This window comes from Nostoc sp. FACHB-888 (assembly GCF_014696655.1).
In the GTDB taxonomy this organism is placed as follows: Bacteria; Cyanobacteriota; Cyanobacteriia; order Cyanobacteriales; family Nostocaceae; genus Nostoc.
Map to the genome: position 1 here is coordinate 1 of NZ_JACJQM010000121.1, position 13,456 is coordinate 13,456.

The window sequence follows — 13,456 nt, forward strand, 5'->3', positions numbered from 1 at the left end:
GGGTATGACTGGTGAATGGCAGGCTTATGGTCGCTCCCGTATTAAAAACTTTGAAGATATTGTTCACATGGACTTAGACTACCAACGCAAATGGTCTATCTTTTCTATCTTTTATGATATTATTCTAATCTTAAAAACTTTAAAAGTTGTGTTAGATAAGAGTGGTGCTTGCTAACGTACAGCCAATTTATGTTAGTGAAAACTGATTGTTAGTCATGCAGACCAATTCAATAAACTGTTGAAATTTCATTAACTCCCTACACTGCCGCTCGTTGCAGCCCAAGCAATTACCCGTGCTTACCAAGTCAAGATGGCTACGGAAATCAGCTACCCTAAAATTAAATGCAGTTATGAAGGACTGTTTTACATCCAAGCAAAACAATTAATTTTGTATTTCCAAGGACAAATTCAAGAATATTACTCTCCTAACTTAAAATAATTAAGGATTATTATGAATAGTTAAGGCTGCTTTTTCCTCTATTTCGGTTATGTGTTTTTTGAAGTTGTTAATAAAGTTTGCTTCTCCAGCCGAGTTTGTAAATCTACAATTAGATTCTCTCCATTTCGCCGCGCCTCCCATAAACCAGAGTAGTGAAAACCAATGTTCCACTTTCCCTGCATATAATCTTCATTTTCTGAGACTGTCCCAGTGTATGCGACTGGTGCGTATGAAGTCATTAAATAGCGCTTTGTAAAGCTGATACTACGCCCAATTATCTCACCAGTAACAGTCGCTTCTCCTAAATAGTTATCATCCAAAATTGAACCATTGAAAACATTTCCGCTCTGCACAAAGGTTGCTTCAAATCGGCTTGGCATTTCATCTTGCCAGTAAGTTCCTAACCAATTACCGCTTAAGTCTGCCATAGGATTTTCCAGTAATTATTTGGTGTTGCTAAATAGAGCTATGATTTAGCTCTATTTGTCACAAGTTTTCAATGGTTTCAACCGCCCGTACAGATCAACGTAATCGGTACGCAGTCGCTTTAAAGAAGCATCAATTTGTTTTCTGATTTGGGCTGCTGAGAGTCCTCGGTCAGTGGCTGACATGGGAAAGAAGACTTTGGTCGCTAAGATATACGAGGAGCGCTCAATCCCTTGCAATACTTCTCCCAAAAAGGACTCAGCCCCTCCCTGAGCGTAAACATTTGCAGTGTCAATAAAGTTAATTCCAACCTCAAAAGCTTTGTGTATGCAAGCCTCTGCATTTTGCTGCTCTACACCACCCCCATAAGTCAGCCAGGAACCGAGACTGATTTCGGAAACGCTCAACTCGCTGTTTCCCAATTGTCTATATTTCATTTGTATTCCTTGTTTCACTGGTGCTTTCATCTGAATTAATCTCCAAGAAGCTATTTTTAATGTATTTACAAACTTTGTCTCAAGCCACCAGAGCTTTCCTCATTCAAATTGCAGATATTTTGTCTGTTTAAATACACCTAATGAAGAGTCTCAATCTCTGCGCCATCGCTTTGCGACTATAAATTCCGTGACAAGAGCAATCTTCTTTATATCCTTTTTAACGTCCTGCCCCGAATAGCGAGAAATTAACTTAAAATTTTAACTAAATTCACGAAATTTTCACTGTGAGCAAAATACGTGCTGTGATTGTTGGCCCGAATGTGCCAGGGCGTTTAGCACTCCATGAGGTGGATGCACCTATACCCGCACCCAATGAAGCGCTTGTGAGGGTTGCGGCAATTTCTCTCAACCGGGGAGAAGTAAGGCGTTCAACCAGTGCTGATGCTGGTTGGCGGCCTGGTTGGGACTTTGCCGGTACAGTTGAAACTCCTGCTGTTGATGGCTCAAGTCCACCACAAGGGGCGCGTGTGGTCGGCTTACTACGTTCCGGCGCTTGGGGAGAATTAGTATCGGTGGCTACAAATGCTCTAGCAGAACTACCAGCATCAGTTTCATTTGCTCAAGCGGCGACATTACCTGTAGCTGGTCTAACTGCTTACCATGCTCTACTAAAAGGTGGTTCTCTATTGGGTCGCACAGTTCTGATTACAGGTGCATCAGGTGGCGTTGGGAACTTTGCTATCCAGTTGGCACGGCTAAGTGGAGCGCAGGTTGTGGCTTACATTCGTCAAGCTGGCTATGAATCTATAGTTAAAGAAGCAGGGGCGCAATCAGTGGTAATCGGGGAAGACCTGTCACCCGCAAGGGAATACGGGCCATATCATCTGATTGTAGAATCAGTGGGAGGTAATACGCTATCAACAGCCCTGAAATTACTAGCACCAGATGGTGTAACAGTGCTATTTGGAACTTCAGGTGGGTCTGAGGTAACATTCGATGCTTCCCAGTTTTACGCAACTGCTGGTGCTAGCCTCTACGCTCTGATTCTGTTCCACGAACTGCAACGCGAATCAGCCTCGGTGGGATTGAAACGGCTCTTAAGCCTTATTGAAATAGGTCAGTTGCGTCCTCATATTGATGTAGAAGCTTCTTGGACAGAAATTGGCGATTTAGCTCAACAACTGCTTGACAGACGTTTTCCTGGTAAAGCTGTTTTGCACGTTTCGGCTTAAACAATCTACCATTATTGCGCTGATGCTTTCGCGATCGCATTGCTCCCCTGAAGTGATCGCTTTAAGGCATCTGCCCGAAAAAGAGATTTGTACACAATTGACAAATTCCTCAGAAAGGGACTCGTATTTTCAATCTTATTTGCAGTAGAGTGTTTATTCCGTGCGATTATTAACACCGAACTTCTCCCAACTTTGCTGTCATCCAGATTTTCAGCCAATGCCTTTGGGGGAGGAGTAAATGAAAACTTTTATATAGATAGATATGAAAATCATCAAAAAATCTGACAAGCTGACTCTGAAGAAAATGATGGAAATGCAAGACGCTTCAGACCAAAATCTTCAAGCTGATACTGTCAAGTCTTCAGCCCCTATGGTTGATGAGCAACCAGTAGTGATTCCAGAGCCAAGAGAACCTGACTATATTCCATTCCTTGATAATCCTCCAGTACAGTCTGTTGGCAACTCTGGCTGGCAGGTTTCTGATATCTGGCGCGATATTCGCTTGGATAGTTTCTGGGATTAATTAAACCAGACAATTTGTATTTTCAGACGGTTCAACATCGAAAAATAAAATGACTGCCTCTTTTTTCTCCAGTCTCAAGTGCTTATCATACCCCCTTGGGGGCTAAGTGGGGTATAAAATGTCAAACAGTCAAACGTGTTCCATATAGCACTCATAAAGCCCCCACATAGGAGTCAAATTCTCATCAAAGTTCTGAATCATTTTTGGGATGCATATAGCCCCCATGTACCCCCCAGCAGTATTTTTGAAGTTTTTTTATGAATAAAACAAAAGTAGTTTACTAGATTGCGTTATTAGCTATTTTTGAATGACTAAATTCTGTCTTGACTAAAATCAGTAACACCTAAACGGGACAAAAATCTATCTTTACAGCTATTTTCACGAAGAGTGACTTTTTGAGAGCTAAGTAATGACTAAATGAGAGATAGACATAATTTAGTCATTCTGTAATGACTAAATTATATAATTACTAAACAAATTAAAAACAACATCATGCATTATGATATTGACTAAATTTACACCATACTGCTGGTAGTCAGTAAAATGCTAACTCTTACTTGTGCATCCTTGTCCGGTGGCCAGGGAAAAACAACTGTTGCAATCTTGTTGGGTAGAATGCTTGCTCAAACAGGACAGCGTGTACTGATGATTGATGCCGATCCCCAAGCAAACCTAACTTTTTACTTGGGGCACGAAGTTCAGCAGAATCAACCCACGCTTCTAGAAGTTCTCAAAAAACAGATAAATACTGAAGACGGTATTTACGAAATCGGAGAAAACGTATGGTTAATTCCTGCTGATGATGGATTAGATAATGCTCAAGAATTTTTATCTGGGAGCGGTATGGGAGCTATTGTTCTGAGCAAACGGTTAAAAGAGGTATCAGATTTGTTCCAATACTGCATTGTCGATGCGCCACCTCAGCGATCGCAAATCTGCCTTACATCGTTGGGGGCGGCTGACCGTATCATCATTCCTGTAGAAGCATCATCCAAAGGTGTAAATTCTCTCATCCGAACTCTGAGTTTAGTTGAGGAGCTTCAAGAAATTGATGCTTTTTCAGGGATAGTGCTTGGTATCTTGCCATTCAGAGATAAATGGGTAGGTAATAACCAAGTCGCACAAAGTAAGGCGAGTATCAGTGCAATGCGAACAATTGCTGAAGAAATATTCGTTTTACCTTCAATTTCAGAATCTGAACAATTTAAAAAGGCCATAGATAAAGGTGTAAGTTTGTCCTCTCTAGGCTTTGAACAACTCGAAACTCCCTTCCAACAAATTATCCAGAGGTTACAAAAGAATGTCTGATGTTTTTGAGCGCCTTAAGAAAAAGACACGTCCAAGTGTTCCAGCACGGGATACAACACTTGTAAAAGTACAACATGAAAACTTACTAAATGACGAAATTAGTGAATTTAGTCATTTATCTGAAAAACTAAAACCAGATTTAGATGGTGAGGAAGTTAGAAACGATAAGGTAAGCACTTCTAATCAAGAACAGCAGTTAGAGTTACCACAGATCGTCAGGCGAACAATCAGGTTAGAACAGGACATTGATACCAAGCTAGATACGTTTTGCAATGTAAAGAAAATTACTAGAGATACTTTTCTAGAAGCTGCATTTATCGTCTGCTCAGAAAATGAGGAATTATTGCAAGAGGTGCTAAACCAAGCTAGAAAACGTTATCAACAGCGTAAACAAGCTGGTGAACAACGCAAATTTCAGACATTGGCTAAGAAAATCAACGTTAATGATTAAGCTAACCCTAATTTATCCGTGAGGGGTTAAGGTAATTGCACTAATATCTGGGATGTTGTAGGAAAAAGCAGTAATTCTCATAATGAGAATTGCTGGATATTTGCAACTTGGTGGATAATCAGGGCAAACGCATCTAAAGTATAAGAATCCTTTAATAGCAAGGGTTTTGGCGTTTTTTAATTTAGTCTATTTTTTCGTTAAGATCCTTATCCAGCAGGGGTTTCAGAAATGCCGTGCGTTCGCCCTGGGTGGATAATTACTCTTAGTTAAATTCTATTGCGAACGGTGAGTTATAAAGCTTTAAGCAACTGCACTGAATCTGTAGCCTCACGGCTGTTATTCACAAAAATATCAGCAATTAGTCGTAAAACTTCAGCTTGTTCTTCTGGAGGTGCTTCAGCAATCAGCGATCGCAGGCTAATTCCTGGCCTCTGACCAAATAACTCAGATAAATACCAGATCCTAGCTTCTACCGGAATAGCCAAAAGTAGCGCTATTAGTTTTGATGCTCCTAGATCCGCTTTCCCGCGACGAAAGCGGGATAACATTACTTCCGACACTTTAGCCTGTTCAGCAGTTTTCTTAGCTTCCAAATTGAAGCGATTCATCATCTCATCGAATAACTGCTGATAACTTTGTGTTTTTTCTGATACAAAACTTTGCATTGCTTTGCTAATTATACTTAACTTTAACCGTTATACTATTTGATGTTTGATTAAACAACAACGATGATGTATACCCTAATCTTACCAAACTCTTGCTAGGAGTGCTTTTTCCCAGACATATCTTAAATTTTAAATCTTCAGATTACTAGCATAGCCATCAAATAAATACCTTGTCACGATTGAATATAAAAATTCGTTGACTAAGTGTTGATGATGGACACCTAAAAAATTAGTCTCTATCCCAACGGATCGAGGTGAAATTTTGTCTTTTCATTTGTATTAACAAAATTGTGACACAACCAAATTCAAAAATTCAGGGACGTTTCTATCCACTTCAGCATGAAGAATGGCTGAAAGCCTGCCGTGGACTCACACCAGCACAGAGGGATGTCCTCTACTACATCCGAACCATTGACCCTTATAACCAAGGGATTGACATCAATGCTGCCGAGGTAGCTCGTCAGCTGTCAGCACCAGAGCGGATAGTCCATAGGCAAACTGTAAGCCGCGCTCTCAAAGAATTGGACGTAAAGGGATTCATTGATCTAGAGCTATTACAAGTCAGAACCAAGGTGAAGCCAAAGGGATTATGGTGCAATGACACACCCGAATTGATTGAAGACACCGATGGTGTAATGATGCACGCAAGGTGTGATGACGCACCAATGGTGTGTGAGGACACCCAAGGTGTGATGACGCACCCAAGGTGTAATGATGCACCGAGCGCGATCGCCACGCACCACGCTGGATCACCACGCACCACGATGGATCATGACGCACCATGCGCGATCCCCACGCACCACGCGGAAGCTGAAAGCCTTGTACAGAGAGAATTTCAGAACTCTAAGATTAATAATAATTATTTAGACTTTATAAAGACTCTCTCAGAAGACGAGCGAGCGAATTTTTGGAAATTTTGTGAGGAAAAAACCAAAAATCTTAGCCAGCCAGTGAATGACATTGAGGCTTGGTTAGCTCACAAGAACAAAGCCGGAAGAAATCGCTGGGAGGTTTATTACGAAAAATATCTGGCTTCAAAACAGGTACAAGCCAAAAAAACTGAAACAAAAAATGCTCGAGACGGATTCCGCCGGGAAATCGAGGAACGGCAGCGACAGGCTCAAAGAGCTTGGGAGGAGTCGCAAAGGCAAAATCTCGCTGAGAATACTGGCGGTGAGACGTGATTGATAAATTGCCACCTCAAAACATCGAAGCGGAAGAGGCGATTTTAGGCGGTATCATGCTTGACCCAGAAGCAATCGGGAGGGTGAGCGATCGCTTAATTCCCGAAGCCTTTTATATTAGCGCCCATAAAGATATCTATCAAGCCGTACAGCACCTTCATTGCTCTGGTAAACCCACTGATTTACTTACAGTTACAGCTTGGCTGACTGACCACGATTTGCTAGTCCGTATCGGCGGGAGAAATAAATTAGCAACTCTGGTAGACCGCACAGTGTCAGCTGTTAACATTGACGCTTTAGCCGAGTTGGTGATGGACAAATTCGTGCGTAGACAGTTAATCAAGGCTGGAAATGAAATTGTACATCTGGGTTACGACACAGAAACTGAGTTACCACAAATCCTTGACCAATCAGAACAGAAAGTTTTCCAATTATCTAATCAAACCCTATCTTCAAACACTGAACACAACAGCACGATTAACGTTGCTGCTTACGAGGATTTAAATTCAGGAAACCCCATTTACCCTACAGGACTTCATGAACTCGATAATTTGATGGTGGGATTTGAAAGCGGCACATTCACCATCGTTGCGGGTAGACCATCAATGGGAAAGTCCCAAATCGCCTTGTTTTTGGCTTTCCAAATGATACTGTTCCATGAGCTACCTGTGGTCATCTTCTCCTTAGAGATGACAAAGAAACAATTGGAGTACAGGCTGTGGAGTTTAATTAGTGTTAGCAACGCTTACAAGCATTTAGAGTTAACGCCACTAAAAAGCGATCGCATCCGTAGACATCGCTCAGGTAATAAACCCCTAGCAGACTGGGAATTTACAAGCATTGCCAAAATCGTCGGTATTGCTTCCGAACTGCCGCTTTATATGAATGACTCAAGGGGCATCACCGTTTCACAAATTGCGTCAGAATGCCGCCAAATTAAGGCCAAAGAGGAAAAACTGGGGTTAATTGTAGTTGATTACCTGCAAATGATGGCAGAGGATTCTGGAGGCAACCGCAGCTATGAACTAGGAGATGTGGCCAGGGGACTTTACAAAATGGCAGGGGAACTAGATGTACCTGTGCTAGCACTGTCGCAAATCTCTAGGGGAGTTGAGGGCAGACAGAATAAGCGCCCAATGATGAGTGACCTCAGCCAGTCAGGAATTTTAGAAATGGTGGCAGACAATATTATTCTCGCTTACCGCGATGAGTACTACAACCCAGACACTACAGATCAAGGAATATTAGAGCTAATCATGGCTAAAGCACGACACGGTGAAACAGGTACAGCAACGGTATTTTTTGACAAGTCCTATGGAATCATCCAGAATTTGCGCTCCGGAAATATCTGAGTCCTCAAACTCCACTCGATTCCATCCGCCTCCTGTATCGGAATTTTTACTGGGGGGTATTGATAATAGCCCTAGTAAAAACTCTGAACAAATAGAAATACCCCCCAGTAAAGATAACCCTAGTAAAAACTCTTCAGAAATAGGGATAACTCCAAGTATTGACAATCCTAGTAAAAAGCGCAGAAATTGGGGTGAGGGTAACGGCACTATTTATTGGCGCACCATTACTAGGGGTGGAAAGGACTATCCCCAGGCTTATTATCATTGGCAGGAAAAAGGGAGAAAGAAGACCAAGTACATTCCCAAGCAAATGCTTGGGGTTATTCAAGAAGCAGAGTTCAAGAAGTGCCCAATTAAAGAAATTTTGGGATTACTGGGTGTTGTGCCTAGCCCTAGTAAAAACATATTACTGGGGGATATCGAAAATAACCCTAGTAATGATGTCAAGCAGTCAGAAATACCCCTCAGTAAAAATAACCCTAGTAACGATGTCAAACAATCAGAGATAACCCTCAGTAAAGATAGCCCTAGTAAAACTAGACGGCACAAAGGATTAGGTAGTGGCTCCATTCAGTGGAAAACCATCACCCTTCACGGCAAAGATTATCCTCAAGCTTGGTATCACTATGAGTTTTGGAAAGATGGCGATCGCCTGGTTAAAAAGTGCAAGTATATTCCAAAACGACTATTAGAGAGAATAGAGAAGCTAGAAGCAGATAAAACCCCAGTTAAAGAGATTTTGTCAGTAGTGCGAGTAAAATTCTAGAAAAGCCGTGCAAATCGTAAATTCAGGACAAGTTTCAATACCTCTGCCAATTTACGAGGGTTTAACACCTGTAGAAACAGGATGAATACGTCCTAAAGAAGTAAGCTTGGCAAAAATCTAGGTTAATAAAATAAGCTTTTCCTTACCGACTGCTTTGTAACGTTTGTTGGGAATAACTTTTTCATAAGCAGCCCAAAAATCAGTATAACAAACAGAACATTGACGGGAGGCGGAGCGTTCCGGCTCCGCGATAGACTGCTGGCAGAGAATTCCATAATCCTTTAGCTCCATGTTCACTGCGTAGCTTGCCGCCGTAGGCATCGCCTATGTGAACACCAACTATTTCTTTAGTCTTTTTATCCAAAGCTAGCCAAATGAGCGTGCTTATTACCTTTATGACCTACAAATGACCAAGCTTTATGACATTCAATAGTTAATTTGCCTCTTGATTTTGCTGAAACCTTAACTTGCTGAAGAATATGAGCATATTTATTATTGATATATTTGAGTAACTAAATCTCCATTTTCAGTATATATTTACCACTACCAAATTTTCTTGCACTCAGGTGTTTAGCTTTCTCTATTTTCACTGTTCCTAACATCTTAATCGCAAATTACTAAATCCTTAATCATACCACAAAACACTTTTGCAATAGTTCTCTTAAAGCCTGGTTAAGAGAATGGGTAAAAAAACGACGCTACAAATTCAGCAAAATCATAAATGTATTTTGGAACTTGCATAAATGCCTAAAGAGCCTCTGATAAATCTTCATAAGGTCTTCCTTTACTCGCTCCCCAGCAAGTCGTGTACGTGATCGTTTTTAATGGGTACCAGTCCAAAAGGGACATGCTTGGCTAATAAGCATTGCGTCCCATTTTTTAGATATTATTAGTCCTGGTTCTATGTCTGACTAGGCTTTAAGCCAAAAGCAACAATGGAGATCACCTCTTTTGAAAGGCTGGTCATGAACTTTTGCTGTAAAAAATAGGTATTCATAATTTATGAATCGGCACAAGCCAAAACGGAATCGTGGCGTTGTACTTACTCCTGAAGGCTGGCAAAAACTTCAGCAGGCAAAACTTAAAGAGGAACTTCGAGAAAAATTTGGCTCTAAGTACACTCTAGAAGAAATAAGTGAACGCGCTGGATTAACTTCAAATACAGTCGCAAAAATACTTACTAACCAAGAAGGGGTTGATAAACGAACGCTAGTTTATTTATTCATGGCGTTTAACTTAGAGCTAAATCCCCAAGACTATTTTAAGTTAAATCCTGATTTGGCGAGACTTTCAGCTTTGGAGTCTCGAAAGCGCGTTGATTGGGGAGAGATGGTGGATGTATCTGTTTTCTATGGACGCATAAATGAACTTACTCTACTAGAGCAATGGCTAATCCAGGAACGCTGTCGAGTAGTAGCGCTGTTGGGAATGGGAGGAATTGGTAAAACCTCTCTGGCTGCTAAATTAGCGCAAAAGGTTCAAGGATGTTTTGAGTATGTTATCTGGCGATCGCTCTACAATGCTCCCTCACTTTTTGACCTGCTGGCAAATTTCATTCAATTTTTCTCTAACGAGCAGGTTTTAGAAACTGACTTACCAAAAAGTGTAGATGGGAGAATATCACAACTAATTGAATGTTTGCAACAACAGCGCTGTCTGATCGTATTAGATAATGTAGAGACTATTTTGCAACCAGGCGCTTGTGCTGGATGCTATCGAGAAGGCTATGAAGATTATGGCTTACTGATCAAACGATTGGGACAAGTTATGCATCAAAGTTCTTTAGTGCTGACTTCACGCGAAAAACCCAAAGACGTGGCGTCACAGGAAGGACAAGCACTAGCTGTTCGTTCATTACAAGTGAAAGGTCTGAATGAGGAAGAAGTAAAAAAAATTTTTCACCTGAAAGGTTTGCTTGGAGCAGAGTTACAAAATAAAACACTGATTGAGCTTTATTCTGGTAATCCATTGGCTTTGAAGATAGTTGCAACGACTATTCAAGATGTTTTCAATGGTGATATTTCTGAGTTTTTGAACCAAAAGACATCTGTTTTTGGTGATATTTGTGCTGTTTTAGAACAACAGTTTGAGCGTTTATCTAATTTAGAACGTGTGGTTATGTATTGGCTGGCAATTAATCGTGAGTCAATTTCACTCTGCAATTTGCAAGAAGATTTAACTTCATTAGTAATACCACACAAGTTACTAGAAGCTCTAGAATCTTTGATCAGGCGAAACCTCATCGACAAATTTCAGTCAACGTTAAGTGAAAAAACTGGTTTACTCTTCACGTTACACTCTGTAGTAATGGAGTATGTCACTAGCAAATTAATTCAGCAAACTTATGAAGAGATTGCAACTCAAGAAATTGTGCTTCTTAAATATTATGCTTTGAGTAAAGCTCAGTCCAAAGACTACACTAGAGAAACTCAAATACGCTTAATTATTAAGCCAGTTATTGATGAACTTTTTACTATTTTTAAAATTCCAAGAAGGCTAGAAAATCATTTAAATGAAATTTTAGTCAAGCTGCAAAGAGAATCTTCACTGGAACCTGGATATACAAGCGGAAATATTCTCAACTTGCTTCGTCAGTTAAAAACAGATTTAAGAGGATATGATTTTTCTAATCTAAGCGTTTGGCAAGTAGATATGCGGGGTGTAAGTTTACCTCAAGTCAACTTCCAAAATGCTAATTTATCTAAATCGGTTTTTACTAAAAATTTTAGCAAAATTTCTGCGGTAGCATTCAGCCCCAATGGAAAAATTTTAGCGGCGAGTGACGCAAATGGCAAAATTTGCTTGTGGCGAGACTTTGGTGAGGGCGAACAACTTTCGACCTGTCTAGGACATATTGATTGGGTTCGAGCGATCGCTTTCAGTCCGAATGGTAGCACTCTTTGCAGTGGAGGTACTGACCAGAATGTGAAATTGTGGGATGTCAACACAGGTGAATGCCTGAAAACTTTAACAGAACATCCTGAGCGGGTACGATCTGTTGCCTTCAGTCCTCAAGGTGAAATTCTAGCTTCTGGCAGCGATGACCGGGCAGTGCGTCTGTGGAATATTTCGGATAGCAAGTGTTACAAAATATTACAGGGACATACTGATTCAGTATTATCTGTAGTTTTTAGTCCTCAAGGTAAAATTTTCGCCAGTGCTAGTAGTGATAAAACCGTAAAGCTATGGAATTTCCGCACAGGAGAATGCCTCAAAACTTTGCAGGGACACACTAGTTCGGTTTCCTCAATTGCTTTCAATCCTGAAGGTAAGACCTTGGTTAGTGGTGGTGATGACCAAACTGTGAAACTCTGGAGTATCTTAGATGGGAAGTGCCTGAGAACTTTCCAGGGACATAGTGACAGGGTTAGGTCAGTCGCTTTTGCTCCTAGTGGTAATATTCTGGCTAGTGGCAGTGATGATCAAACTGTGAAGCTATGGAATTTCCGCACAGGAGAATGCGTTAAAACATTGCAGGGGCACACAAGTTTGGTCTGTTCTGTTGTTTTTAGTCCAGATGGTCAAACTTTGGTCAGTGGTAGTGATGACCAAACTGTGAGGTTTTGGGATGTTAGCACTGGTCAAGCCTTAAGAAACTTGCAGGGTTACAATAATGGGGTGTGGTCTGTTGCCTTTGCTCCTGGTGGCCAGACCATAATTAGCAGCAATAATGACCAAACCGTAAAGCTCTGGGATGTCGCGGATGGGAAGTGCTACAAAACTTTGCGGGGACACCCTAATCGAGTCCGAACAGTTGCCTTTAGTCCTCAAGGTAATATATTGGCAAGTGGCAGTTACGATCAACTTGTGAGGCTGTGGGATAGCAGCACCTGCCAATGTTGCAACATCTTACGGGGGCATACTGGCTGGGTAAAGTCAGTTGCTTTTGCTCCTGGAGGTAAGATTCTCGCCAGTGGCAGTGATGACAAAACTGTAAGGCTTTGGGACGTTAACACTGGTAAAGTTTTGAATATTTTGGAACATAGTCATGGGGTATGGTCGGTTGCTTTCAGTCCTGAAGGTAATATCCTGGCCAGTGGCAGTGATGATCAAACAGTAAAGCTCTGGGATATTCGCACAAGTGAATGTCTCAAAATTTTGTCGGGACATACAAGTTGGGTATTGTCCGTCGCTTTCAGTCCTGAAGGTAAGACCTTAGCCAGTAGCAGTAAAGATAAAACAGTGAAGCTTTGGGATGTTAGCACAGGTGAATGTCTCAAAATTTTGTTAGGACACACAAGCTGGGTATTGTCGGTTGCTTTTAATCCAGAAGGTAAACTTTTGGCTAGCGGTAGCGCAGATCAAACGGTAAAGTTGTGGGATGTCCAATCCGGTCAATGTATCAAAACTTTGCATGGTCATACTCACTGGATAAGGTCAGTTGCCTTCAGTCCAGATAGTAAAACCCTGGTAAGTGGCAGCGAAGATGAAACTGTTAAATTATGGGATGTTCTGACAGGTGAATGCCTAAAAACTTTAAGAAACGAAAAGCCTTACGAGGAAATGAACATTACTGGCGTTACAGGTTTAACCCAAGCAACTATTGTTTCTTTGAAAGTTTTGGGAGCAATTGAGAATTGACTTTCTCCCCCAGGGCAAACGCATCTAAATTACTCTTGATCACAACGAAGGTTAAAAACCAACGAAAAAATGAGGATTTCGCGTTTGATTAT

The 13,456-nt window shown here is 41.1% G+C and carries 12 protein-coding genes and 1 pseudogene; 9 read left to right on the top strand and 4 right to left on the bottom strand.

The window, feature by feature from the left end; translation table 11 throughout:
- The coding region (locus H6G26_RS32445) for a sugar transferase (RefSeq protein WP_190734904.1) at positions 1-175 on the top strand (175 nt) is incomplete at its 5' end.
- A gap of 311 nt (positions 176-486) precedes the next feature.
- On the opposite strand, the gene H6G26_RS32450 is transcribed toward H6G26_RS32445, so the two are convergent.
- Positions 487-867: a hypothetical protein gene (locus H6G26_RS32450; protein ID WP_190734906.1), complete on the bottom strand. Its 381-nt coding sequence runs from the start codon at positions 865-867 to the stop codon at positions 487-489.
- 51 nt (positions 868-918) lie between these two features.
- A complete protein-coding gene (locus H6G26_RS32455) occupies positions 919-1,332 on the bottom strand; it encodes an aldo/keto reductase (protein ID WP_242054028.1) in 414 nt (137 codons plus the stop codon).
- 254 nt (positions 1,333-1,586) lie between these two features.
- Between H6G26_RS32455 and H6G26_RS32460 the strand changes: the two genes are divergently transcribed.
- The 4 genes from H6G26_RS32460 (at position 1,587) to H6G26_RS32475 (ending at position 4,816) form a co-directional block, all read left to right on the top strand.
- Positions 1,587-2,534 carry a zinc-binding dehydrogenase gene (locus tag H6G26_RS32460; protein WP_190734907.1) on the top strand — a complete coding sequence of 316 codons (948 nt, stop codon included), beginning with the start codon at positions 1,587-1,589 and terminating at the stop codon, positions 2,532-2,534.
- A 262-nt stretch (positions 2,535-2,796) separates the two neighbouring features.
- A complete protein-coding gene (locus tag H6G26_RS32465) occupies positions 2,797-3,057 on the top strand; it encodes a hypothetical protein (RefSeq protein ID WP_190734909.1) in 261 nt (86 codons plus the stop codon).
- A gap of 543 nt (positions 3,058-3,600) precedes the next feature.
- Positions 3,601-4,365 carry an AAA family ATPase gene (locus H6G26_RS32470; RefSeq protein ID WP_190734911.1) on the top strand — a complete coding sequence of 255 codons (765 nt, stop codon included), beginning with the start codon at positions 3,601-3,603 and terminating at the stop codon, positions 4,363-4,365.
- Positions 4,358-4,816: a hypothetical protein gene (locus tag H6G26_RS32475; protein WP_190734913.1), complete on the top strand. Its 459-nt coding sequence runs from the start codon at positions 4,358-4,360 to the stop codon at positions 4,814-4,816. Before H6G26_RS32470 ends, H6G26_RS32475 begins: the two co-directional genes overlap by 8 nt.
- 290 nt (positions 4,817-5,106) lie before the next feature.
- Here the strand turns inward: H6G26_RS32475 and H6G26_RS32480 are convergent, their stop codons facing one another.
- Positions 5,107-5,481, bottom strand: coding sequence for an XRE family transcriptional regulator (locus tag H6G26_RS32480; RefSeq protein ID WP_190734915.1), 375 nt, complete (start codon positions 5,479-5,481; stop codon positions 5,107-5,109).
- A 290-nt stretch (positions 5,482-5,771) separates the two neighbouring features.
- On the opposite strand from H6G26_RS32480, the gene H6G26_RS32485 reads away from it, so the two are divergent.
- The 3 genes from H6G26_RS32485 to H6G26_RS32495 are packed head-to-tail and all read left to right on the top strand — an operon-like array spanning position 5,772 to position 8,783.
- Complete coding sequence (locus H6G26_RS32485) at positions 5,772-6,665, top strand: MarR family transcriptional regulator (protein ID WP_190734917.1); 894 nt, start codon at positions 5,772-5,774, stop codon at positions 6,663-6,665.
- A complete protein-coding gene (gene dnaB, locus H6G26_RS32490) occupies positions 6,662-8,017 on the top strand; it encodes a replicative DNA helicase (protein ID WP_190734919.1) in 1,356 nt (451 codons plus the stop codon). Before H6G26_RS32485 ends, dnaB begins: the two co-directional genes overlap by 4 nt.
- A complete protein-coding gene (locus H6G26_RS32495; RefSeq protein WP_190734920.1) occupies positions 7,980-8,783 on the top strand; it encodes a hypothetical protein in 804 nt (267 codons plus the stop codon). Before dnaB ends, H6G26_RS32495 begins: the two co-directional genes overlap by 38 nt.
- Positions 8,784-8,921: 138 nt before the next feature.
- Here the strand turns inward: H6G26_RS32495 and H6G26_RS43090 are convergent.
- Positions 8,922-9,286, bottom strand: a pseudogene (locus tag H6G26_RS43090) (hypothetical protein); the annotation flags it as partial.
- Between the two features lie 499 nt (positions 9,287-9,785).
- Between H6G26_RS43090 and H6G26_RS32505 the strand changes: the two are divergent.
- Entirely contained in the window at positions 9,786-13,364 is a 3,579-nt protein-coding gene (locus H6G26_RS32505; RefSeq protein ID WP_190734924.1) for an NB-ARC domain-containing protein, read from the top strand.
- Positions 13,365-13,456 lie beyond the last annotated feature (92 nt).